20 protein-coding genes are annotated in these 23,281 nt (G+C 69.0%); 10 read left to right on the top strand and 10 right to left on the bottom strand.

Going from position 1 to position 23,281, the window contains the following annotated elements; translation table 11 throughout:
* The first annotated feature begins 37 nt into the window (after positions 1–37).
* Entirely contained in the window at positions 38–697 is a 660-nt protein-coding gene (gene tenA / locus B9G49_RS07635; RefSeq protein WP_086215972.1) for a thiaminase II, read from the top strand.
* Positions 698–768: 71 nt separating this feature from the next.
* On the top strand, positions 769–1,518 hold the full coding sequence (locus B9G49_RS07630; protein ID WP_049929911.1) for a GNAT family N-acetyltransferase: 750 nt from the start codon (positions 769–771) through the stop codon (positions 1,516–1,518).
* A 52-nt stretch (positions 1,519–1,570) separates the two neighbouring features.
* On the opposite strand, the gene B9G49_RS07625 is transcribed toward B9G49_RS07630, so the two are convergent.
* Complete coding sequence (locus B9G49_RS07625) at positions 1,571–2,563, bottom strand: NAD-dependent epimerase/dehydratase family protein (protein ID WP_086215971.1); 993 nt, start codon at positions 2,561–2,563, stop codon at positions 1,571–1,573.
* A 59-nt stretch (positions 2,564–2,622) separates the two neighbouring features.
* Entirely contained in the window at positions 2,623–2,763 is a 141-nt protein-coding gene (locus tag B9G49_RS16720; protein WP_176454920.1) for a hypothetical protein, read from the bottom strand.
* Positions 2,764–2,842: 79 nt separating this feature from the next.
* Between B9G49_RS16720 and B9G49_RS07620 the strand changes: the two genes are divergently transcribed.
* On the top strand, positions 2,843–3,316 hold the full coding sequence (locus B9G49_RS07620) for a hypothetical protein (protein ID WP_086215970.1): 474 nt from the start codon (positions 2,843–2,845) through the stop codon (positions 3,314–3,316).
* Between the two features lie 36 nt (positions 3,317–3,352).
* Here the strand turns inward: B9G49_RS07620 and B9G49_RS07615 are convergent, their stop codons facing one another.
* Together B9G49_RS07615 and coxB are read right to left on the bottom strand one after the other, a co-directional pair.
* Positions 3,353–5,851: a cbb3-type cytochrome c oxidase subunit I gene (locus B9G49_RS07615; protein WP_086215969.1), complete on the bottom strand. Its 2,499-nt coding sequence runs from the start codon at positions 5,849–5,851 to the stop codon at positions 3,353–3,355.
* A complete protein-coding gene (gene coxB / locus B9G49_RS07610; protein WP_086215968.1) occupies positions 5,848–6,624 on the bottom strand; it encodes a cytochrome c oxidase subunit II in 777 nt (258 codons plus the stop codon). Before coxB ends, B9G49_RS07615 begins: the two co-directional genes overlap by 4 nt.
* A gap of 283 nt (positions 6,625–6,907) precedes the next feature.
* Here coxB and B9G49_RS07605 point away from each other — a divergent pair, with 283 nt between their 5' ends.
* Positions 6,908–7,330 carry a hypothetical protein gene (locus B9G49_RS07605; protein ID WP_086215967.1) on the top strand — a complete coding sequence of 141 codons (423 nt, stop codon included), beginning with the start codon at positions 6,908–6,910 and terminating at the stop codon, positions 7,328–7,330.
* Between the two features lie 43 nt (positions 7,331–7,373).
* Here the strand turns inward: B9G49_RS07605 and B9G49_RS07600 are convergent, their stop codons facing one another.
* Positions 7,374–9,872, bottom strand: coding sequence for an RND family transporter (locus B9G49_RS07600; RefSeq protein ID WP_086215966.1), 2,499 nt, complete (start codon positions 9,870–9,872; stop codon positions 7,374–7,376).
* Between the two features lie 108 nt (positions 9,873–9,980).
* A complete protein-coding gene (locus B9G49_RS07595; protein WP_086215965.1) occupies positions 9,981–11,687 on the bottom strand; it encodes a COG1361 S-layer family protein in 1,707 nt (568 codons plus the stop codon).
* A gap of 166 nt (positions 11,688–11,853) precedes the next feature.
* Here B9G49_RS07595 and B9G49_RS07590 point away from each other — a divergent pair, with 166 nt between their 5' ends.
* A complete protein-coding gene (locus B9G49_RS07590) occupies positions 11,854–12,600 on the top strand; it encodes a TetR/AcrR family transcriptional regulator (protein ID WP_086215964.1) in 747 nt (248 codons plus the stop codon).
* A 60-nt stretch (positions 12,601–12,660) separates the two neighbouring features.
* On the opposite strand, the gene B9G49_RS07585 is transcribed toward B9G49_RS07590, so the two are convergent.
* Entirely contained in the window at positions 12,661–13,362 is a 702-nt protein-coding gene (locus B9G49_RS07585; protein WP_086215963.1) for an HD domain-containing protein, read from the bottom strand.
* Between the two features lie 173 nt (positions 13,363–13,535).
* Between B9G49_RS07585 and B9G49_RS07580 the strand changes: the two genes are divergently transcribed.
* A complete protein-coding gene (locus tag B9G49_RS07580; protein WP_049929928.1) occupies positions 13,536–14,489 on the top strand; it encodes a cation diffusion facilitator family transporter in 954 nt (317 codons plus the stop codon).
* Positions 14,490–14,556: 67 nt separating this feature from the next.
* The gene (locus tag B9G49_RS07575; protein ID WP_086215962.1) at positions 14,557–15,291 is read left to right on the top strand and encodes a YqjF family protein; all 735 of its coding nucleotides are present in this window, start codon (positions 14,557–14,559) and stop codon (positions 15,289–15,291) included.
* Positions 15,292–15,336: 45 nt separating this feature from the next.
* On the opposite strand, the gene B9G49_RS07570 is transcribed toward B9G49_RS07575, so the two are convergent.
* On the bottom strand, positions 15,337–16,632 hold the full coding sequence (locus B9G49_RS07570) for a Glu/Leu/Phe/Val dehydrogenase (RefSeq protein WP_049929931.1): 1,296 nt from the start codon (positions 16,630–16,632) through the stop codon (positions 15,337–15,339).
* A gap of 195 nt (positions 16,633–16,827) precedes the next feature.
* On the opposite strand from B9G49_RS07570, the gene B9G49_RS07565 reads away from it, so the two are divergent.
* Positions 16,828–17,292 carry a PH domain-containing protein gene (locus tag B9G49_RS07565; RefSeq protein WP_049929933.1) on the top strand — a complete coding sequence of 155 codons (465 nt, stop codon included), beginning with the start codon at positions 16,828–16,830 and terminating at the stop codon, positions 17,290–17,292.
* Positions 17,289–19,289 (top strand): PH domain-containing protein, encoded by a 2,001-nt coding sequence (locus B9G49_RS07560; RefSeq protein WP_086215961.1) that lies wholly within the window; start codon positions 17,289–17,291, stop codon positions 19,287–19,289. The genes B9G49_RS07565 and B9G49_RS07560 overlap by 4 nt, the downstream gene beginning before the upstream one ends.
* A 28-nt stretch (positions 19,290–19,317) precedes the next feature.
* On the opposite strand, the gene B9G49_RS07555 is transcribed toward B9G49_RS07560, so the two are convergent.
* Positions 19,318–20,463 carry an acyl-CoA dehydrogenase gene (locus B9G49_RS07555; RefSeq protein WP_086215960.1) on the bottom strand — a complete coding sequence of 382 codons (1,146 nt, stop codon included), beginning with the start codon at positions 20,461–20,463 and terminating at the stop codon, positions 19,318–19,320.
* Between the two features lie 177 nt (positions 20,464–20,640).
* Here B9G49_RS07555 and B9G49_RS07550 point away from each other — a divergent pair, with 177 nt between their 5' ends.
* Positions 20,641–21,702, top strand: a complete 1,062-nt coding sequence (locus tag B9G49_RS07550) for a phytoene/squalene synthase family protein (protein ID WP_086215959.1) — start codon at positions 20,641–20,643, stop codon at positions 21,700–21,702.
* A gap of 50 nt (positions 21,703–21,752) precedes the next feature.
* On the opposite strand, the gene B9G49_RS07545 is transcribed toward B9G49_RS07550, so the two are convergent.
* On the bottom strand, positions 21,753–23,281 hold a 1,529-nt coding region (locus B9G49_RS07545; RefSeq protein WP_143414690.1), incomplete at its 5' end, for a helicase-related protein.

The raw sequence follows: 23,281 nt of genomic DNA, 5'->3' as shown, positions 1-23,281 counted from the left end.
TTAGTTATAACTTGCCGCAAGACGAGGGGCCGATGCGATGGGTTTCAGCGACCGACTCCTCGAGGCCGGATCAGAGATCTGGGACGCACAGAAGCGACACCCGTTCGTCGTCGAACTCGCGGAGGGTGAGCTCGACGAGGGCGCGTTCCGTCACTGGGTGAAACAGGACTACCGGTACCTGCTCGACTACGCGCGCGTCTTCGCGCTCGCCGGTACGAAGGCCGACGACGAGGAGACGACGCGGCGGCTGACGGCGACCGCGCACGCGACGCTGGACGACGAGATGGACCTCCACCGGTCGTTCGCCGCCGACTACGGGCTCTCCGTCGACGACCTCGACGCGGTCGAGAAGGCGCCGACCTGTGCCGCCTACACCGACTTCCTCGTCCGGACGGCCCATGAGGGGTCGATCGCGGAGATCGCGGCCGCGATCTACCCGTGCGGGCAGGGGTACCTCGACGTCGCCGACCACATGGCGAGCCTCGCGACCGAGACCCACCGGTACACGCCGTTCATCGAGAAGTACAACAGCGACGCGTTCCGCGAGACGGTCGCGTGGATGCGAGACCTCGTGGACCGGTACGGCGAGGCGTACCCGGGCGAGCGCGACGCGATGCGCGCGGCGTTCCTGCGGAGCGCCCGCCTCGAACACGCGTTCTGGGAGATGTGTTACACCCGGGAGACGTGGGAGGTCTGAGTCGAGGAGCAGTCGCGCCGACGGCGGGAACGCCGACCGAGTTTTTTGTAGCCGGAGCGTGATCCGTCCGCATGGACCTACGCGCCGCAACGGTCGAAGACGTCGACGCGGTCCGGTCGGTCGCCCGCGAGTCGCTCGTGGCGTCGTACGGACACGCCGTCGGCGAACAGCTGCTGGACGAGGCCGTCGAGGAGTGGTACGACGCCGACGACCTCGGGGACGACATCGACGACGACGACGCGGTGTTCCCGGTCGCCGCCGTCGACGGCGACGTGGTCGGGTTCGCGGAGAGCTACGTCGTCGGCCGCCGCGAGCGGGTCGGCGAGATCGACTGGCTCCACGTCCACCCCGACCACAGGGAGTCCGGCATCGGCTCCGCGCTCCTCGAACGGGTCGAGTCCGCGCTCCGGGATGCCGACGTGGACCGGATCGAGGCGCGCGTCCTCGCCGACAACGAGGCCGGCACGGCGTTCTACCAGCGAGAGGGGTACGAGCTCGCCGGCGAGCGCGACGTCGACATCGGCGGCGAGCCGTTCGCGGAACGGGAGTACCGGAAGCAGATCGGTCGCCTCACCGGCATCTCTGAGGCAATCTACGAGACGGACGACGGAGACCGGGTCCACGTCGCCTTCGACGAGAGCGAGCGCGGGTCGCTGGCGCCGTTCTACGTCGCCTACGTCGACGCGGACCACGAGCGCCGGTACGGCTACCTCTGCGGCAACTGCGAGGGAACGGACGTCGCGATCGACACGATGGACCGGATGGAGTGTCGCAACTGCGGCAACCGCCGGAAGCCGACGCGGTGGGACGCCGCGTACTGACACGCACCGGCCCGCGGAGAACGTCGCTCCGCGCTACGCCGAGACCACCCTCTTAGAGCGTCTGTTTCACGCCGATGACCCGCTCCTCGGCCTCGCGGCCGGGGTCCCACTCGCTCCCGTCGCGGTCAGATTCGCGGTGTTCCTCCACGGTCCGTGCCATCGCTTCGTCGACCGGCGTCGACTCCCAGCCGAGGTCGGCGAGCGCGCAGGTGTCGAGCAGGTGCGGGTACTCGCGGTAGAGGACGAAGTCGTCGGCGTCGAGCCCGCCGGCCGCGAGCGCGTCGTCGCTCGCCGGGACGACCTCACAGTCGACGCCGGCGGCGTCGGCGATCGTCTCTAACGTCTCTCGTAGGGTGAGCGCGCGTCGGTCGCCGACGTTGTACGCCGCGCCCGGCTCGCCGCGCTCGGCGACGATCCGCAGCGCGCTCGCCACGTCCTCGACGTACGCCCGGTGCCAGAGGTTCTGTCCGTCGCCGGGGACGACCACGCGGTCGTGCGAGAGCACGCGGTCGATCCAGTAGTCGAGCCGCTCCGTGTAGTCGTGCGGCCCGTAGACGATACACGGGCGAACCACCGTCGCGGACACGCCGTCCTCGGCGGCCGCGAACACCGCGCGGTCGCCCTCGGCCTTCCGATTGCCGTACGTCTCGTGGGCGTCGTCGGTGGCCTGCGCGTCGGTACACGGCTCCAGCGGCGTCTCGCCCTCCCGCTTGGGGATCTCCTCGGCCGCGTAACTGGATCCCGACGAGATGTACACGTAGCCGTCGACGTCGGCGAAGATCTCGGTCGCGGTCTCCACGTCGGCCGGCTGATAGGCGACGCAGTCTATCACGACGTCCGGTTCGACCGACAGCTTCGCGGCGCGCAGCGCGGTCTCGTCTTTCCGATCCCCCTCGACGTGAGTCACGCGGTCGTCGTCCACGAATGGGTTCTCGTGGTTCCCGCGGTTGAATATCGCGACCTCGTAGTCGTGTGCCAGCAGTTCCTCGACGGTGTGTCGCCCGATGAACCGCGTGCCGCCGACGACGAGCGCCGTGTCTGTCATACCCGAGATTCGATGAGCGAGGTGAAAAACGTGGCCGAACCGGAAGGCGACGGGCCGACTCAGTCGCCGCCGCGGGGCTCGTCGCCGCGCCACCGGCGATACAGGAGGTACGCGACGCCGAGGCCGATCCCCCAAGTGCCGACGCCCAACACCGCGAACGCGACCCCCGAGAGGAAATTTCCGATCGGAACGCCGAACATACCCGGGTTCGGCGCGTCCGCCACATAAACGCTCCGAGAGAGGGGTAGGTTCTCGGGGCGGGAACCCGTACGGGCGCTCATGACAGACCACACGCGTCGGCGACCCTGGCTCGCCGCCCTGCTCGCGCTCGTCGTCTCCGGGCTCGGTCACGCATACCTCCGCCGGTGGGCCCGCGCGTTCGGCTGGTACGTCGCGGTCACCGCCGTGGTCTTCGTGTTCGTCCCCGAGTCGGCGATCTCCGGCGTCCTCGCCGGCGAGTCCCCGCCGCTTCGGGACGTGGCCCCCGCCGCCGCGGTCGTGGGCGCGAGCGTGATCGACGCGTACGTCGTGGCGCTCCGCAACAACCCCGAACACGAGCGGGAACGCGACGCGGCCCGCTCGGCCGACTCCGCGGAGCCGACCGCCGGCGGAACGGTCGACGGCCCGGCCGCGCCGTCAACGGAGACGACGAGCGACGAGACCGCGCGCTGTCCGGAGTGTGACAAGGAGACCAACCCGACCGTCGACTTCTGTCAGTGGTGCGCCGAGCCGCTCGGCGACGACGCTACGTGAGTGACGAAAGAGAAAAAGACCGGACCGCGACCGGCCTCAGAAGAGGTAGAACAGCGGGAAGACGAACACCCAGACGATGTCCACGAAGTGCCAGTAGAGGCCGAAGTACTCGATCGGCCGCTCGTCGTCGAGGTAGTGGCCCTGGTACGCCCTGACGAACAGGAAGATGGCTACCACCAACCCGAGTAGCACGTGGATCCCGTGAAGCCCGGTCGTGACGTAGTAGATCGACGCCTGGATCGGGTCACCATGAGCGTTCGCCGAGATGGTGACGCCCTTGTCGAAGACCTCGTGGTTCCACTCCCACATCTTGATCGCCATGAAGACGAACCCGAGCAGGATGGTCGACCCCCGCGACGCCAGCAGGCCCTGCCGGCTCTTCCGGCGGGCCGCGACCAGCGCTAAGATTACGGTGAACGAGGACGTGAGCAGCACGAAGGTGTTGATCAGTCCGGGTAGCGGGTCGGTCAGCGGCTCCCACGTCATCCAGCCCGCGTTGTAGCGGATGAAGATGGCCGCAGACAGCAGCGCGCCGAAGACGAGAACGTCGGACGCCAGGAAGAACCACATTCCCAACTTGACCTTCTCGACGCCGTTGAACGGCCACCGCTCGGCGAACTCGGTCGGCGGGGCGTAGAAGTCCTCAGTACCCCACTTCACGCCGGTGTAGAGGAGCCCGCCGATCCCGGCTAGGATCGCGGTCGGGTAGAGCAGGTTGGAGATGATGACATCGCTCTGGAGCGCCGTCTCGCCAAGCTCGACGGTGACGGAGTTGGCGAAGCCGGAGAGGCCGAACAGCAGGACTCCGAGGGCGAGCGACAGCGCGAACGGCCAGATACTCGCGTGACTCGGATGTTTGTCCCAGTGAGCATATCTCGAGATGTGCGACGAGTGGGTGTCACCGCCGTCCGTGGCGACATCGCCGTTGTCGTCCGTCTTCATCGCGGGACCGCCGTCGGGCACGTAATCCTTCACGAACTCCAGTTTTCCGGAGGCGTACGACGGTCGGTTCGGCCAGTTCTCAAGCGGTGGCGGCGAGGAGATCGCCCACTCCGCGGTCCGCGAGTAGTCCCACGGGTTGGCGCCGGCCGACTCGCCGGAGACGTAGGACTTCCCTAGGTTGTAGAACATGATGAAGAATGAGAACCCGAGCACGAACGCCCCGATCGTCCCGAACTGGTGGTAGATCTGGAACTCGGGATTGTACTCGAACACCCGGCGTGGGGTCTCCCAAGCGAGGAACATCGAGAAGTAGACGGCGTTGAAGCCGAGGAAGAACGTGGCGAAGTGGAGCTTTCCGAGGAACTCGTCGTACATCTTCCCGGTCACCTTCGGGAACCAGTAGTAGATTGCGCCGACGAGCGCCGTCGCCCCGCCGAACATCACGTAGTGGAAGTGCGCGACCACCCAGTAGGTGCCGCGGAACTCGTAGTCGAGTACGATAGCGCCGAGGAAGACGCCAGTAATCCCACCGAGGATGAACAACAGTAGCGCGCCGAACGCGAACAGGAACGGCGTCGTGAACTGGATCCGCCCCTTAATCAGCGTGTAGATCAGCGAGAAGACAATCAGGTCGAAGGGAAGCGAGATACCGATTGTCGTCGCCATCATCAGCGTCTTGATCTCCAGGTTGATCGTCGTCAAGAACATGTGGTGCATCCACACGAGGAACGACTGAACGGCGATCAAGCAGATGGAGATGATGACCCACTTGCGACCGACGAGGCGTCGGCCGGAGAACGTCTGGAACAGCTCCAGCATGACCCCGAGCGCCGGGAAGAAGACGATATACACCTCCGGATGGCCGAAGAACCACCAGAGATGGCTCCACAGCAGGGCCCCGCCCTCAGTTGCGGAGAAGTAGACGCTCCCAAGCACCCGGTCGGAGCCGAGGATCAACAGCGCACCGAGCAGCGCCGCGAACGCGAACAGCATCATCCACACGGTCGCGAGGATCGACCACGAGAACAGCGGCATGTCCATAATTCCCATCCCCTCAGCGCGGGAGTGATGGATGGACGTGAGGAAGTTCACCGTCGACGCGGTGACGCCGATAATGAACATTGTGAGCGCGAGGATCGCGCCGGTCGACCCGATACCGGGCGTGTACATCGGCACGTTGAGCGGCGCGTACATCGTCCAACCTGCGGTCAGCGTACCGCCTTGGAAGAAGCTGATCCCGAGCAGCGCGCCAGAGAACAGGTACATCCAGTAAGACAGCGCGTTCAGCCGCGGGAATGCAAGGTCGTCCGCGCCGATCTGAAGCGGGACGAAGTAGTTCGCGAACCCGAACGCGAACGGCGAAAGGAACCAGAACACCATTATCAACCCGTGCGCGGTGACGGCCTCGTTGTACGCCAGCCCAGAGAGGATCTGGCTCGTCGGATCCCACAGCTGGAGGCGGATGAGCAGCGCCATCACGCCGCCGAACAGCAGGAAGAACAGCGCTGTGATCGTGTACAGGATCCCGATGTCCTTGTGGTTGGTCGTGACTAGCCAGCGCTTGACGGAGGTCGTCGGCGGTAGTTCGCTCATGCGCTCACCCCGCTCTGTGTCACAGCTCCGAGCCCGGAGGCCTCGATACTGGCGCTTTCGGAGCCGTTTCCGGTATTATCGTACCACTCTTCCCACTCGTCTTCCGGAATGACGGTTATCTGTCCTTCCATTGCGGAGTGACCCGGACCGCACAGTTCGAAGCACTCGACGGGGTACGTCGCCTCACCGCCTTGCGCTGCGACGTCCTCGGAGCTCACTGAGAACCAGTTCTCGTTGTAGTCACCGGGAATAGCGTCGGTCTTTATCCGCAAATCCGACGAGCCGAAGTTGTGCCAGACATCCCTTGAGGTCACATTAATATCGATTCGCTGGTCAGCGGGCACGATCAGTTCACCCCGTTCGGTGTGCCCGTTCGGGTACTCGTACTCCCACCCGTACTGGTAGCCTTCGACCATGATCTCGATGTCGCCCTCGTCGCCGGTGTCCGGTCCGTCCTCGACGTAGAGGAGTAGCCCGTACGAGTACACGACGAGGCTGATGACGACGATCGCGCTCAACCCGAACGAGAGGAAGAGCTTCTTCGCTTTCGGACCGCCCTGTCCCGTGGGGAGCTCGCCGACGACCGGCGCGTCGAACTCTTCGTCCGACCGGTTCCCGTCGTCGCGGTACTTGTACACGTTCCACAGCGTGTACGCCACGACGATGGTGCCGACGAGGGTGCCGAGCGCGAGGAAGACGAAGAAGATCTCGTCGAAGACCTCCGCCTGTGCGCGCCAGTCACTCCCCTGTTGTAGGATAACTGGATCTATCATGTTCGTCTGTCTGCCCTTGTACCTCCCTTGGCGATGGTACACTTATCTCTTGTGTAGCGGGCCGGGCGATCGGACGAGAGAGGCAGCGATTCAGGTACCCGAGCGGAGCCGGAGCCGCTCCGCCGACGAACCCGGCGACGGTCGAGCGGGACACGCAGCGAACGGCACGGGCGCACGTGTCGGAACGCGGGGAACTCGCGCGTCGAAGGGTATTTGTACGCGCGAACGGAGGCCCTAACAACGGATATCCATGACATCACTAACCCTCTTGAGTACGGGGCTGATGGGCCTCCTCGTCGTCGCCACCTTCGTCGCGGTCGCCGAGATCGGCGCGAAGCGAGCGGCGCCCGGTCGCGACGGCGACGGCGGTAGCTACGAGGCGATCGTCGAGACGCTCGGCGACATCGCCCGGACGCCAGTCGTGTGGGCGATCTCGTTCGTGGGCGTCACCGTCCTCTTCGGCGGCAGCATCATCCTCGGCGTCGGGAGCTTCGGTATCCCAGAGGGGCTCGCCGGCACCCTAGTGAACGTCGCGTACCTGATCGTCGGGCTGCTCCTCGTTGGCTTCGTCTTCCTCGGCGCGTACTTCGCGACGCGGAGCCGCGGACTCGGAAACGCGCACGGCGTCGCCGCCGGCACCCTCGCGACCGGCGCCGCGTTCCTCGTCCTCGTCACGGTCCAGCTTCTCGTCGGCGTCGTCGGCTGATCGACGGGAAACGCGTTCTCTTCCCGGCGAAACCCTTCGACCGTCAGCGCCCGCTCTCGGCGCCGGAACCGCGGAGCCCGTCGTCGAGCCCGAGCCCGACGCGCGAGCCGTACCGGTCCCACACGACGACGAGGGACGGCACGAGCAGGATCGAACAGAGGTAGGCGTAGAACACGCCCAGCGCGAGCAGGACGCCGAAGTCGCGAAGCAGGGGGATCACCGCGAGCCACAGGACGCCAAGCCCGGAGACCGTGGTGAGCATGCTGCCTGTGAGCGCGCCGCCGGTCCCGGCGATGGTGACGTCGAGCGCCTCGTCGATCGGGAGCCCCTCTTGATACTCGTCGACGAACCGGTGGACGAAGTGGACGGTGTAGTCCACCCCGAGCCCGATCGACACCGAGAGGATGGGGGCGTTGATCGGCGTCAGCGGGATGTCGAACAGCCGCATCGACCCGATGAGCAGCCCGACGGTGACGAGGACGGGAACGAGGTTCAGGAAGCCGTAGACGGCCTTCCCCTCCAAGTACGCGTACGACAGCGCCAAGAACAGCGCCGTGAGCCCGAAGGCGGCGAACAGGCTCCGGATCGCCGACTCGGTCAGCAGGTCGATCACGGCCTCGTTGACCACGAGGGAGCCGGTCGGCACCGCTTCGAGCGGCGTGCGCTCGGCGAGGTCGCGCACGTCGGCGACCGCCTCGGAGTCGTCGACGCCCGGTTTGATCGTGAAGTCGACGCGCGCGCTGCCGCGGTCGGCCGCCACGTATCCTCGGGCGCGGCTCTCCGCGGAGGAGTCCAAGAGCGCGTCGTACACCTCGTCGACGTTGCGGTCGGGCACGCCGTTCCCGAGGCGGTCGTTGCGCTCTACCAACGCCGCGAACTCGGGGTCACGCGACGCGCGGTCGTCGATCACGGTGACGACGCTCGTCGCCTGCGCGCGGCGCTCGTCGGTCGTCGCGAAGGTCTCCGGCGGGTTCCGCGCGGTCCGGTCGATCAGTTCCAGGGCGTCGTCGTCTCTCACCGACTGGTCGATGTACAGCGTCACCGACCCCACGAAGTCCTGTTCGAACTCCTCCTCGAACAGCGTCAGCACGTCGAGGAACGTGTAGTCGGTCGGCGCGAACGGCTCTGGCAGCTCCGCGTACGTCTCCAACCGGTCTTGATCCGGGAAGAAGGCCTCCTGCGAGAACTCCGTGTCCACGCCGGAGCCGTAGGCGCCGCCGGCGGCGCCGCCGAGGAGGAGGAGCACGACGACCGCGACCGGAGCGATCCGCGAGAGGTCGACGCCGACGCGGAGGACGCGCGCGATCCGCGAGCCGCCGGTGCCGAGCGCGCTCGTGCCGAACTCCGGGATCGGGAGCCCCTCGCGCCACCGGTCAGAGAACACCTTCGCGGCCGGGAGGAAGACGCCGAAGATGATCAGCGTGAACGTGATCCCGGCGGCCGCGACGATCCCGAAGTCGCGGTTGGGGTCGAACGGGCTCGCGACGTTGGAGACGAGCCCGAACACGGTGGTGATCGTCACAAGCAGGAAGGCGATGAGCAGCTGGTCGGTCGTGGTCCGCATCGACCGCTCGATCCCGGCCCCGGTCGCCCGCTCCTCGCGGTAGCGGTTGACGATGTGGATGCCGAAGTCGATCCCGACCGCGAGCAGGAGCGGAAACACCGTCACGAGCGAGTTGGAGAAGGGGATCCCGGCGTACCCCATGAACCCGAACGTCCACAGGAGCGACATGAGCAGTGCTGACAGCCCGATCGCCATGTCGAACGGGTCGCGGTACGAGAAGATCAGGAATCCGACGATCAGGATGAGCGCCGCCGGAAAGACGATGATCGCGGTGTCGGTCAACAGCGCGGTTATCTCGGACTGGAGGACGCCGTCGCCGAAGAGGATCGCGTTCTCGCCGGCGACGTTACCCGGGACGGAGTCGACGACGTCGACGCTGCGGGTCTGGAGCTCCGTCACCCGCGCCGTCGTCGCCGACGCCGGAAGGTCGTACGTGATCCCCACGATCGCGGTGTCGGCCGCCTGCGCGGTGGGGTTGTAGTCGACGGACACCTGCGCCGCGATCGCGCCCGTCGCGTCGGCATCGGCGATGGCGGCCCGCAGTTCGGCGGGCGTCGCCTCGGCCACGGCGTCGCGTCGCTCGGCCGCGCTCGCGGCGGTCGAGTCCAGCTGTCGGGCGACCGCGTCGGCGTGGCTCGACGTCGACGCGACCCGGAGCGTCGACCGCGACTCCAGCCGGTGTTGGGTCTCCAAGGTCCGTAGCAGCGCGTCGCGAGAGAGGACGTTGTCGTCGGAGACGATCACCTGCGCGGAGGTGGCGGAGCCGCCGATCGACGTCTCGAACTCCTCGTCGATGTCGTCGAGCGCCCGCTGTGCGGGGATGTCCTGCGTGAACTGGTCCGTGCCGGCGTTCGTCTCGATGCCGGTCAGACCGCCCGCGAACGCGGCGGTCACGAGGATGAAGACCGCGATGACCGCCAGCGGCCGCTCCGTGACGACGCGGTCGATCTCCTCGATCAGCCGGTCGACGGCGGTCACGGTCGCCCCGCTGTCCGACGTTCACTCGTCGGCGACGGAAGGCTGGCCGACGGGGAGCGAAGGCGGTGGCGCTCCGTCGCGCGAACGGTGGCGTGTCCCCTCATCGGATCACCGCCGTCGGTACCAGACGGCGCCGCCGGCCGCGGCGACGACGAGCAGGGCGGCGACGGCGATCAGGCCGACGGGGCGCTCGCCGTCGTCGACGGCGGCGGTCACCGTGACCGGGACCTGCGTGATGTCGGAGATGCGGTCGTTGCCCCGCTCGTCCTCGTACCGGAAGTCGAGCTCGATCGGGTGGTCCTCGACGCTCGCCCCCGAAGCGGCGGACACCTCGAACCAGATCTCAGCGGACTCGCCGGGTTCGAGCTCGTCGACGAACGCCTCGTCGTTGACCGCCGTCAGCGGGCTGTCGGCGTAGAGTCCGGCGTTGATCGAGGAGAGCGTCTCCGGCCGCCGGTTCGTGATCGTGGCGTTGATTCGGCGGGTCTCGCCCGCCATGACGGTGGCATTCTCGACGGCCAGTTCGAACTCGGGCTGCCGGGGCGCCACCTCGACGCGGCGGGTCTTCTCGACCGAGAGCGTCGCGTCGCCGCTGTCGTACTCGGTGGTGAACCGGAACTGTCGGGGGCCGGGGTCGGCGCTCCCGCTCACGTCGGCGTCGAAGGTGAAGGTCGCCGACTCGCCGGCCGGGATCGTCGGGAGCGCGTACCGGCTCTCGCCGAGGCTCACGCGGTTACTCCCGGAGTCCGCGACGAGGACGGCGTTCTCGACGTCGAGCGGGCCCTCGTTCGTGATCGTGCCGGAGACCGTGCCGGAGTACCCGACTTCGAGCGTGCCGGAGACGTTGCGCAGCGCGAACGACTGCTCACGGATCGGAACGACGCCGGCGCGGGCGGCCGCCGCGGTCGCGTCGATTCCGTTCGGGTCGCGGTAGTCGACGGTCGAGGAGAGCGCGTAGGCGCCGCCGGGGAACGACTCCGCCACGGAGGAGTCGAACGTCACCGTCCGGTTCTCGCCGGGCGCCCAGTCGCCGACGAACGCCTGCCCGCCGCCCTGCCCGAGGGTGACGCCGGGCGCGGTCGTGGTGCCGGAGACGACCGCGTCGCGCGCGGTCTCGTCGCCGACGTTCGACAGCGTGACGGCCACGTCGCCGCTGCCGCCGACCTGCGCGTCGGTGTCGGTCTCGATGACCGCGAAGCGGGCGCCGTCGTCGACGACGATGGTCAGGTCGAAGTCCTCGATCCCGCGGCGGTCCTTGTGGTCGTTGAACTCGGGGATGATCTCGAAGGTGTACCGGTAGCGGGCCGTCGCCTCGACCTCGTACCGGCCGTCGGGCACGTCGTCGGGCACCGTCACGTCGAGCGGCACGGAGACCGGGCTCGCGGCGGTCCGAACGTCTCCGACCGGGATCTTGCCGTCCTCCACGTCGATCGGCACGCCGCCGTCGTCGATCTCGAGGGTGAGCCCGCGAGCGGTGGTGACGCGGGAGTCAAGCTGGTTGCCGATCGACATCTCGCCGGTGTTGACGATGTCGATCGTGAGGGTCGACTCGGCGCCGCTCGGAACCGTCCGCTGGGTGGCGAACAGTTCCAGCACGGGCGACCCGCGGACCTGTCTGGGGGTCGGATTCGACTCCGTCTGCGCGACGGTGCCGTCGGCGGTCGGACCGTCGACTCCCGACAACGCGGCGACGTCGCCGCCGGACGGCGCGCCCGCGCTCGGCGCCGCGGCGCCGGCGAGCGAGACGCCGACGAGCAGTGCGCTCGCCGCGACGACGGCGAGCGCGGCCGTCGCGAGCCGCGTCGGCCGGCTCATCGGTCACCTCCGCCGTCGCTTGGGGTGCGTTTGGTCGCGAACGGCGACCGGTCGTACCGCGGCGGAGCGTGACGAGTCATAGGTTCCTGTCAGTCGCCATCGACATAAGCGTGCTGAATGAACGTTCAATCAGGGCCGATATATAGTCGGCGCCAGTATCCAGAACATGGACGGACCGTTCGCGGAGCCGACGAGCACGCGGGAAGCGATCCTCGGCGCGGCGTTCCGCGCGCTCCGGAAGCACGGGTACGCGAGCGTCACGATCCAGCGGATCGGCGACGAGTTCGACAAGAGCCCGTCGCTGGTGTACCACCACTACGACGGCAAAGACGACCTGCTCGTCGACCTCATGGGGTTCCTGCTCGACGAGTTCGAGGCCTCGATTTCCGACAGCGGCGACCCCCCGCCCGTCAGCGGCGGCGACTCGCAGCCGGTCGACGAGTCGGCTCCGAGCGCGAACAGCGACGGCGCCGAGGCGCCTCCGGAGCGCTCGGCCCGGGACGAGCTCGACATCTACCTCACGGCAGCGGTCGATCCCGCGTCCCTCGACGGCGCCTACGCACCGGACGCGCAGTTCGTCACGGTGATGACGGAGCTCCGCGCGCAGGCCGCGAACGACGAGGCGTACCGCGAGCACTTCGACCGCAGCGACCGGGTCTTCGGCGAGTACCTAGAGCGGCTCGTCCGCGAGGCCGCGGCCGAGACGGAGGCGCCCGACGGGCACGCAGCGGGAGCCAGCCCACCATCGGTACCTGTTGAGGAGGTCGTCGCGACCCTCCAGACGTTCGCGACCGGGGGGATGTTCCGCTGGACGACGACCAACGGGGGAGCCTGGGTCGACGACTCCCGCGCCGGGATCGACGGGTACCTCGAACGGGTCCTGCCGCTGGTGGAGACGGACGAAGCGGACTGAGTTCGCTCTCGGCGGCGACTGGCCTCGTTTCCGGCGGCTGCCGGGAGGAAGGGGACCGGTTCAGCGGTCGGTGACGCCGTCGGCGTCCATCCTGGAGACCTCCTCTTCGAGCCACTCGCGGAGCCACTTCACGCGTTTGATCCGCTGGTGGGCGATGCTCTCGGCGGTGTCGGAGACGACGCGGTCGGTATGGTCGTGCGCTCGCTGGAGCACGCGGTCGACCATCTTCGCGGAGTCCATGTGCGTGCGCGACTCGTACCCCATGCGCAACAGCATGAGGACCGCGCCGTTGGCGCCGACCTTGTCGAGCACGTCGGCCTCGATCAGACACCGGCTCTCGAGGGGCACGTCGTCGAGGTCGCCGGTGTACGAGTGGTCGACGACCGCCCCGCACACCTCCTCGATGAACGACTCGGGGTAGTTGCCGCGGCTCTGGAGGTACTCGCGGGTGACGCGCGCGCCGGCCTCCGCGTGGACGTCCTGCTCCGCCTCCAGCTTGGCGACGTCGTGAAAGACGGCCGCGACGCGGACCACGTCCACGTCGGCGCCCTCCGCCTCGGCGATCTCTGTCGCGAGGTCGACGACGTTGAGGATGTGGTTGAACCGGTACGACGCCGAGTGCCAGGGGTACCAGCGCATGCGCCCGCCGTCGTCCTCGCTCTCGACGCTGGCCGCGAGGTAGTCGCGGACGAAGCCTTTCATCTCCTCGAAATCCTCGTCGCTCACCTCCGTTTCCTTAATTTCGACGCCCACCGGGACCACCTCGGGCGAAAAGATCGTGATTCATTACCGTAGGCGAGGAGCGTTTCGGTCTTAGGCGTTACGACGGAGTCTTCGGGCGCGAGACGGCCGTCGCTAGCGGCCGCCTTCCGGCGATGCGGCGAGCGTTGACGCGACGCGAGACGCTTAACAGGGTCGCGGGCGCACCGACTGCTATGTTGAGTCCCTTCGGGAACGACGACCGCGCTCGGTTCCAGCGGGCCGCGGCGGTGAACGTCGCAGGCAACGCGGCGAAGATAGCCGTCGTGGGCGCGACGGGGCTCGCGTTCAACAGCGTGGCGCTGCTGGCCGACGCCGCGCACTCCGTCGCCGACCTCGTCGCCAGCGCGGTCGTGTTCGTCTGGGGGGGATCGCGGTACGAGAGCGCCGACGAGACGCACCCGCACGGCCACCAGCGGATCGAGCCGCTGACGGCGCTGTTCGTCGGCGCGACGGTGGCGGTCCTCGGGCTGCTCCTGTTGCGCGAGTCCGTGCTCGGGTTCGTCGGCCCGGTGGAGGTGCGGGCGAGCCTCCTCCTCGTCGGGGCGCTGCTGTTCGCGATGGCGGACATGTACCTGCTGTATCGGTACACGGAACTGGTGAACGCCGACCTGGGCTCGACGGCGCTCGCCGCCCTCGCAGTCGACTGTCTCAACGACATCTACACCACGATCGCCGCCCTGGTCGGCGTGTTCGGCGTGTTCCTGAACGTGCCCGTTCTCGATCCCGTCGCCGGCGCGCTCGTCAGCCTCCTCGTCGTCTACCAGGGGATCGAGATCGGCCGCGAGAACGTCACGTACCTCGTCGGGGGCGCGCCGCCGCCGGGCGACCGCGAGCGCGTGGTCGCCGCCCTCCGCGACAACCCCGCCGTCGAGGGCGTCCACGACCTGACCGTGTTCTACGACGGAACCGACCTGGAGGTCGAGGTCCACGTCGAGGTCGACGGGGAGATGACGCTCCGAGAGGCCCACAGCGTGGAGACGGAGCTCGTCACGACCCTGCGCGGACTGGAGGACGTCGGCGACGTCCACGTCCACCTCGATCCGTCCGGCCTCGGCGAGTGGAAGGACGCGCCGGAGGCGCCCGACTCCGCGGCCGATCGCGGGGACGACGCCGGCCCGCGAGAGTGACCGTCGGTGGGGGTCCAAAACCGCCGGTGTCGTGCGGGTTTTGCCCCCTCGTCACGTACAGATCGGTATGCTCGGTCGCCGCTGGCTGGAGATGACGTGGCGGGACGGACTGTTCGCACACTGGCCCGTCGACCCGTCGACCGTCGCCGCGGCGCTGCCCGACGGGCTCTCGGTCGCGACTCACGACGGCGACGCGTACCTCGGCGTCGTCCCGTTCGTGATGGAGGACATCCGTCCGCGCGGGGTCCCGCGAGGGCTGTCGTTCCCCGAACTCAACCTCCGGACCTACGTCGAGGGGCCGAACGGTCCCGGCGTCTACTTCCACAGCCTCGACGCCGACGATCGTCTCGGCGTCGCGGTCGCCCGCGGGCTATTCCGGCTCCCGTACTACCGCGCCGAGACCGACGTTCGGGGCACCGCGACGAGCGGCGGCGCGGGGCAGGGAGGCGTCGACGCGGACGCGCGCGACGCCGTCCGCTTCGCGAGCCGTCGCGTCCACGAGGGCGTCCCGCACGCGCGGTTCGACGCGACCTACGCGCCGGCCGGCGAGGCGTTCACCCCGGATATCGGGTCGCTGCCGGCGTTTTTACTGGAGAACTACCGGTTCTACACCGCGGGAGAGAGCGGGCGGCTGTACGTGGGCGAGATCGAACACGACCCGTGGACGCTGCGGCCGGCCGAGGCGGATATCCGGGCGAACACGCTGTTCGCGGCGAACGGCTTCGAGGCCCCCGACGGCGACCCGATCCTCCACTACGCCGAGCCGATCGCGGTCACCGCCGACCGGATCAGGCGGGCCTGACGCCGAGCGGAGCGTCCGCGGCCGGAAGCGACCGCGACCGGCCGGCTACGGGAACAGCCCGCGGTACTCGTGAGCCTTCGCGGTGCGCTCCAAGGCGAGCGTGTAGGCGGCGGTCCGCAGGTCGGGGAGCTCCTTCGTGTCGTACTGTTCGACGGTCTTGTCGAAGGCGCTCCCGATGCGCCGCTCAAGCTCGGCGTTGACCGTCTCCAGCGGCCACGAGAACTCCTGCGCGTTCTGGACCCATTCCAGGTAGGAGACGATGACGCCGCCCGCGTTCGCGAGGATGTCCGGCACGACCTGGATGTCGCGCTCGGTGAGCGCCTTGTCGGCCGCGACGGTCGTCGGGCCGTTCGCCGCCTCGACGACCGCCGACGCACGGAGGTCGTCGACGTTGTCGGCGGTGATCACGCCCTCGACGGCGGCCGGGATGAGCACGTCGACGTCGAGCGTGAGCAGCTCCGCGTTGGTGATCTGGTCGGGGTCGTCCCAGCGGGAGTCGGCGGTGCTCGCGCCGCCGCGGATCTCGCCCGCGACATACTCTTCGACCAGTCCGCCGGCGTCGACGTGCGCGCCGAGCGCGGCCACGTCGAGCCCGTCGGGGTCGTAGGCCGCGCCCGACACGTCCGAGGTGGCGACCACGTTGGCGCCCCCCTCGTCGAGGAGTCGGGCCGCGTTCGACCCGACGTTCCCGAATCCCTGAATCGCGATCGTCGCGTCCGACAGGTCGCGGTCGAGGTACTCGAAGAGCCGCTCCGTGACGAGCGAGACGCCGCGACCGGTCGCCTCCACGCGACCCGGCGTTCCGCCGATCTCAAGCGGCTTCCCGGTGACGACCTGCGGGACGGAGTACCCCTCGTACATCGAGTAGGTGTCCATCATCCACGCCATCGTCTGCGGGTTCGTGTTCATGTCCGGCGCGGGCACGTCGATCTCGGGACCGATCATCCGACGGATCCCCTCGGTGTACCGCCGGGTGAGCCGTTCGAGGTCGCGTTCGGTGAGGTCTTTCGGTTCGCAGATCACGCCGCCCTTGGCGCCTCCGTACGGGAGGTCGACCAGGGCAGTCTTCCACGTCATCCACCCGGCGAGCGCCTCGACCTCTCGCTGCGTGACCGTCGGGTGGAACCGAACGCCGCCCTTGAACGGCCCGCGGGCGCTGTCGAACTGACAGCGGTACCCCTCGAACACCTCGACCTCCCCGGACTCCAGCTCCACCGGGAGCGTCACCTTCAGCGTGCGTTCCGGGTGCTTGAGCCGCTCGAACACCCCGTGGTCCACGTCTGCGTACTCCTCGGCGCGGTCCATCTGGGCGAGCATGTTCTCGAACGGATCGTCGGCCATGGCGACCACGACTCGATCGTTCGTGATATTGGTTTCGGCAAGTTTCTCCTTTGATAAATGATAACAATCACGGCAATCGACGCCCGCGGATCGGCGCTCGCACGTCGAAGCCTTCCGGCCACGTCCGACCGGACTTATACGTCGGGGGGAACAAGCCGCGGACATGACAAACGGACACGCGACGGGGGACCGTCGATGACGGCACAGACGCTCCATCCCCGAGTCCAGGTCGTGTGGGTCCTCCGCGCGGTGCTGCTGTCTGCGCTCGTCACCGCTCCCTTCGTCGGCGGCGCGTACTTCGAGTACCTCCCGCGGTGGGCACCGGTCGCCGTCGGGGGGGTCGTCCTGACGCTCACCGTCGCCCACGCGCTGTTGCGGTACCGACGCTGGAGCTACGAGATCCGCGAGGACGCGATCTACCTCGACCGCGGGGTGGTCACGCAGGTCCGGACGACGGTGCCGCTGGTGCGGATCCAACACGTCGACTCCCGCCGCGGCCCGGTCGAACGGACGGTCGGGCTCGCCTCCTGCGTGGTGTACACCGCCGGATCGCGGGGCGCGGACGTGCGGATCCCGGGACTCACGCCGGACGGCGCGAGCGACCTCCGCGAGGAGTTGAAGCGGCTGGCGATCCGCGCCGACGGGGAGGACGCGGTGTGAAGCTGGCGCCGCAGTCGGTCCCGTACCGCGCGCTCCAGAAGGCGGCCGGGACCGCCGTCGCGCTGTTCGTGATCGTGAACAGCGGCGGCTTCGGGCTCCCGTTGGCGGTCGGCGGGGGCGCCGCCATCCTCCTCGTCACGTTCGCCTACGAGGTCGCGTACTACCGCCGGTTCGAGTACGTCCTCACCGAGGACACGCTCGACATTTCCTCCGGCGTCATCTCGCGACGCGAGCGGGAGATCCCGTACCGGCGGATCCAGAACGTCGACGTGAGCCGCGGCGTGATTCAGCGGGCGATCGGCGTCGCCGCGGTCGACTTAGAGACCGCCGGCGGCTCCAGCACCGAGGGGTCGATCCGCTTCGTCACGCCCGACGAGGCGACGCGGCTCCAGCGCGAAGTCCAGCGCCGGAAGTCCGGACGCGCCCGCCGAGACGATGACGGCGAGGCGTCGGGGACCGACGCCGACGCGGTCGACCCCGGTGAAGACGACGCGTTCGGCCCCGACGAGGAAGTGTTGTTCGCCATCTCGCCCGGCGAGCTCGCCATGGTCGGCGCGCTGTCGTTCGACGGGCGCCTGATCGGGCTGCTGGCGTTCCTCAGCTCCGGGTCGTTCCCGGTGCTGTCGAGCTTCCTGCCGGAGACCTCGGCCGCCGCGCTGACCGCGACCGCGATCGTCGGGGTCGCGGCCCTCTTCATCGCGTCGTGGCTCATCGGCGCGGGCGTCGCCTTCTCGAACTACTACGGGTTCCGGCTCTCGCGGGCCGGCGACGAGCTGCGCTACGAACGCGGGCTGTTCCGGCGATACAGCGGGTCGATCCCGACGGAGAAGATCCAGGCGCTGCGGATCACCGACAACCCCGCCAAGCGCGCGCTCGGCTACGCGAGCCTCTCTATCGAGACGGCGGGATACGCCCCCGGACAGGGGAGCGAATCGGGCAACCAGTCCGCCGTCCCGATCGCCGCCACCGACCGCGTCTACCGGCTCGCACACGAGGTCGAGTCGTTCGGGACGCCGGAGTTCAACCGCCCGCCGAAGCGGATCCGCTGGCGGTACGTCATCCGGTACACGCTGATCGTCGGCGTCCTCACCGGGATCGCGTACGGCGTGAACTGGTACGTGTCGCCGTCGATCCCCTGGTACGGGGCGGCCGCCCTCCTCCTCGCCGTCCCGCCCGCGGCGCACCTGAAGTGGAAACACCGCGGCTACTGGGTCGGCGAGGACCACCTCCTCACGCGGAACGGGTTCTGGAGCCGGACCGTCGCCGTCGTCCCGTACTACCGGATCCAGAACGTGATCGACAGCCGGACCGTGTTCCAGCGCCGGTGGGGCGTGGCGACGATCGTTGCCGACACGGCGGGCACCGGTTCGCTGACCGGCAGCGACGCGGCCGCCGTCGACTTCGAGGTCGGCGAGGCCGAGGCGCTGAAGCAGACCCTCACCGAGCGCCTCGCGACCGCCGTCGCGGCCCGCCGAAGCGACGGGGCCGACTCCTTCGAATGGCTCGACGGCGACGACGGGGGAGAGGACGGAGTCGACGAGACGGACGGAAGCGTCGGGAGTCGCACAGAGGAGGGGAAGCCCGCCGAAGACGAGGAGCCCCCTGGAGGCGAGAAGCCCGCGGGAGACGAGAGGGGCGGCGTCGACGAGGGTGGCGTAGGGAGCGAGGACGCCGGCGACGAACCCGACGACGACGTGGTCGCCGACGCCGAGGCGGACGACGTTGCGAGCGAGGCGTCGTCCGAGGAGGACCTCGATATCCCCGAGGACGGCGTCGTCCGGCCCGACTTCTCGCCGAGCGATCGCGATTACTCGGAGCCCGCGGAGCGGATCGACACCGGAGAGTACGCGGTCGACCAGAACCCGTCGGACGCCGACGTGGCGCACGGGCCGGGATCCGGCGAGGAGCGCGAGGCAGACGGAGACGCGGCGGACGGCGATCGCGACATCGCGGACGGCGACCGCGACGGGGAGGGCGAGACTCCAGACGACCGCTGAGGGGCGTGGCCCGCGCGGCCCCGCCCGCTCACTCGTCGAGGAGCTGTTGTGCGATCGTGTTGCGGAGCACTTCGCTCGTTCCCTCGTATATCTCCGAGAGCTTGGCGTCGCGGTAGAACCGCTCCGCGGGGAAGTCCTTGGTGTAGCCGTAGCCGCCGTGGATCTGGATGCCCTCGTTGGCGACCTCCCGGGCGATCTCCGAGGCGTACAGCTTCGCCTGCGCGGCCTCCTTGATGTAGTCCTCGTCGCGCATCTTCAGGTCGGCCGCCTCGTGCATCAGCAGCTCCGCCGCGCGCGCCTTCGTGTCCATGTCGGCGAGCTTGTGCTGGATCGCCTGGAAGTCGGAAATGGGGCGGTCGAACTGTTCGCGCTGTTGGGCGTAGGATTTCGCCTCGTTAAGTGCCGCGCGCGCAATCCCGACCGACCGGGCCGCGATGGTGATGCGCCCGCCGTTGAGCGTCTTCAGCGCGTGGACGAACCCGTCGCCCTCCTCGCCGAGCAGCCGGTCCTCGGGGATCCACATGTCGTCGAACCGGAGCTCCGCGGTCGGACATCCCTTGTCGCCGAGCTTGTCCTCCGTCCCCTCGACGATGAACCCGTCGTCCTCCTCGGGGCGCACGACGAACGAGGAGATGCCGTTCCGGCCGGCGTCGGGGTCGGTCTTGGCGAACAGGGTGACCGTGTCAGCGACGGAGCCGTTCGAGATCCAGAGCTTGCCGCCGTTCACGACGTAGCCGTCGCCGTCGCGTTCCGCGGTGGTCGACATCGCCGGCACGTCGGAGCCGGCCTCCGCCTCCGAGAGGGCGAACGCGCCGATGTCCTCGGCGGTGTTTAACGCGGTGAGGTACTCCTGCTTCTGGGCCTCGTCGCCGAACTCGTAGAGCATGTTGCCGGCCAGCGAGGTGTGGGCGGCGACGACCGTCCCGAGCCCGCCGGAGCCGCGGGAGATCTCTTCGAGCCCGATCGCGTAGCTGTGGTAGTCGAGGCCCGCGCCCTCGTACTCCACCGGGAACGGCATGCCCATGAGACCGAGGTCGGCCATCTCCTCGACCAGGTCGGCGGGGAACTCGTCGGTCTCGTCGATCTCGGCCGCGCGCGGAACGACCTCCTCGTCGACGAACTCCGCGACGGTGTCGCGTATCTGACGCTGCTCTTCGGTGAGCGTGAACTCCATACCCGAGCCTTTGGCCGGGCGGACTTAGCCGTTTCCACACGATTGTACACGGGTCGTCGGTTCGTCGGAGCTAACGGGAGTCGAGTCGTGCGATTTCGGCCGCCCGTCCCGCGGTCGACGCCCGGCGGACGTTCCACGAGGGTTTTTATGCGTTGTGCCGTAAATACCGGCAACTGAATGAGCGGACGAGAACACGGCCCCGGCGAGGCCGACCTCGAGTGGTGTCACGAGGCGGTCCAGGGGGTCTCGCGGACCTTCGCGCTGACTGTCGACGTGTTAGAGGAGCCGATGGCGTCGCAGATCTGCGTCGGCTACCTCCTCTGCCGCGTCGCCGACACGGTCGAGGACGCGGGTCATATCCCGCCGGACGCCCAGAGCGACGTGTTGCGGACGTACCGGCGATCGATCGATCCGGACGACGAGACGGACATCGCGGCGTTCCGCGCGTCGGTCGACGAGTGGCTGCCCGCGGAGCGCGACGACGACTGGACCGTCGTCGCCGAGGCGCCCACGATCGCTGCGACGTTCGAAGAGCTCGACCCGGAGGCCCAGGATGCCATCGTCCCGCCGGTGTTGGAGATGGTCGACGGGATGGCGATGTTCGTCGAGCGTCACGCGACCGAGGGCGGACTCCGCATCGACGACCGCGACGAGTTGGAACAGTACTGCTACTACGCGGCCGGCACCGTCGGCAACCTCATCACGAACCTGCTCACCCGCGGCGACCTCACCGAGGAGCGCGCGACGCGACTGCGGGAGACCGCCGAGGAGTTCGGCCTCCTCCTCCAGCTCGTCAACGTCTCGAAGGACGTCTACGACGACTACACCGAGGAGAACAACGTCTACCTCCCTGCCGAGTGGCTCGAGGCCGAGGGCGTCGAGCAGGAGCGCGTTGTCCACCCCGAGAACCGCGAGTCGTCCGCGCGGGTCGTCGGCCGGACCGCGGACTACGCCCGCTCGTTCCTCGACGACGCGCAGGCGTACCTGGAGACGATGCCGCTGTCGAACGGGAACACGATGGAGGCGTGGACGGTCCCGTACCTGCTCGCGGTCGGTACCCTCCGAGAGCTCGGGACCCGCCCGGAAGACGCGCTCACCGAGACCGGCGTGAAGGTGTCCAGACAGGAGGTGTTCGCGGTGATGTCCGCGGCGAGCGACGTCGGCCGCGACTCGCTCGCGGAACTGCGCCAGACCATCGCCCGGACGCCGTTCCCCCGCGCGGTCGGCTCGGCGGACTGAGCCACCGCGCGTCGCCGCCGCTTTCGTTTTTCCCCGGCATCCCTCGTCGCTCACAGCCGCGACCGCGCCCGGGACACCGCGGGAACGCGCACGCCCGTCGTCTCCCCGAGCGCCTCGGCCGCGCTCAGCAGCCACTCCGCGCGCTCGACACGGGAGTCGAGGTCGCCCGGACCGATCCGGTACCGCTCGACCAGCTCCTCGACGGTCGCGCCCCCGATCCACTCGTCTAGGATGCGGGCGGTCTTCACCGACTCCAGCCACCCCTCGAAGTCGTCCGGGTCGGTCATGTCCGTCGTCAGCTGTGCGGCGTTGCTCCGGGCGAACTGGTAGATGTCGGCCCGCTCGGCGTTGCCGAGGTAGGTGTCCTGCATGTCCGGCGTGTCGCAGATCACCTCGAAGGCGGTGAGCGTCGTCGCCTCGGACAGGTCGGCCGCCGCGCGGAGGCCGGCGACGATCCGCTCGCCGGTCTCCGGGCGGACGTACTGCTTCGAGGTCGTCTCGCCGACCGCCGTCGCGACGAGGCGGTAGTCCTCGACCCCGCCTGTCTCCCGCGCGACCATCCCGGCCGCAACGAGGTCGTCGACCGCGACGGCGACGGCGTCGGCGAGCCCGCCCGCCCCCGTCTCCCGCGCGTAGAACGTCCCCTCGAACACGTCGAGGATCTCCGACTCGGTCGCGGCGAACCCCGTCGCGACCGCCGCGAGCACGTGCGTCCGGAGCGCGCCCGGCTCGGCGAGCTGCGACTCGACGGCCTCGGGCTCGCCCTCGACGTAGCGCTCGCGAACCTCCCCTCGAGTGTCGGCGTCGGCGACGAGGACCGCCTCCCCGTGCGGGTCGAGGCCGGGCCGACCGGCGCGGCCGCACATCTGGTGGACCTCGAGCGTCGGGATCCACGCCATGCCACCCTCCCCGTACCGGCGCTGGTCGCGGACGACGACGCGGCGCGCGGGCACGTTGACGCCGGCCGCCAACGTGGGCGTGGCGCAGATACAGGCCACGTCGCGCTCGCGAAACGCCGACTCGACGACGGCGCGGTGACCCGACCGGAGCCCGGCGTGGTGGAACGCGACGCCTGTCCGCAGGCAGTCGGCGAGCTGTCGGCCGGTGAGCGTGCCGTCCACGTCGGTCGCCTCCTCGGCCGCCGCGGCGGCCGCCTCGTCGATCCCCAACTCCGCGGCGAGGCCGTCCTCGGCGAGCCGCTCGGCGAGGTCGACCGCCTCGCGGCGAGAGCGGACGAAGGCGAGGCACTGGCCGCCGTCCGCGACCGCGTCGGCGACCAGCGCGGCCGTGACCTCGGTCGGATCGTTCTCGTCGTCGGCGTCCCCGTCGCCGTCGATTTCGGTCTCGTCGAGGTCGACCGAGAGGCTCGTGCCGTCGTCGAAGTCGACCTCGCCGCCGACGGCGACGCCGGTCCGGAGGTCGACCGGCCGCCACCCGGACTCGACGAGCGCGGCGTCGAGCCAGTCGGCGATCGCCTCGGGGTTGTCGACCGTCGCCGAGAGCGCGACCGTCTGGAGGTCCGGATTCCGGCGTCGGAGCGTCGCCAGCGTCACTCCCAGGGTCGGTCCGCGCACCGTCG

Origin of the sequence: Halorubrum sp. SD683, assembly GCF_002135045.1 — an archaeon.
GTDB lineage: Archaea > Halobacteriota > Halobacteria > Halobacteriales > Haloferacaceae > Halorubrum > Halorubrum ezzemoulense.
The sequence above is the reverse complement of the archived record's forward strand: the minus strand, read 5'-3'. Positions and strand labels throughout refer to the sequence as shown.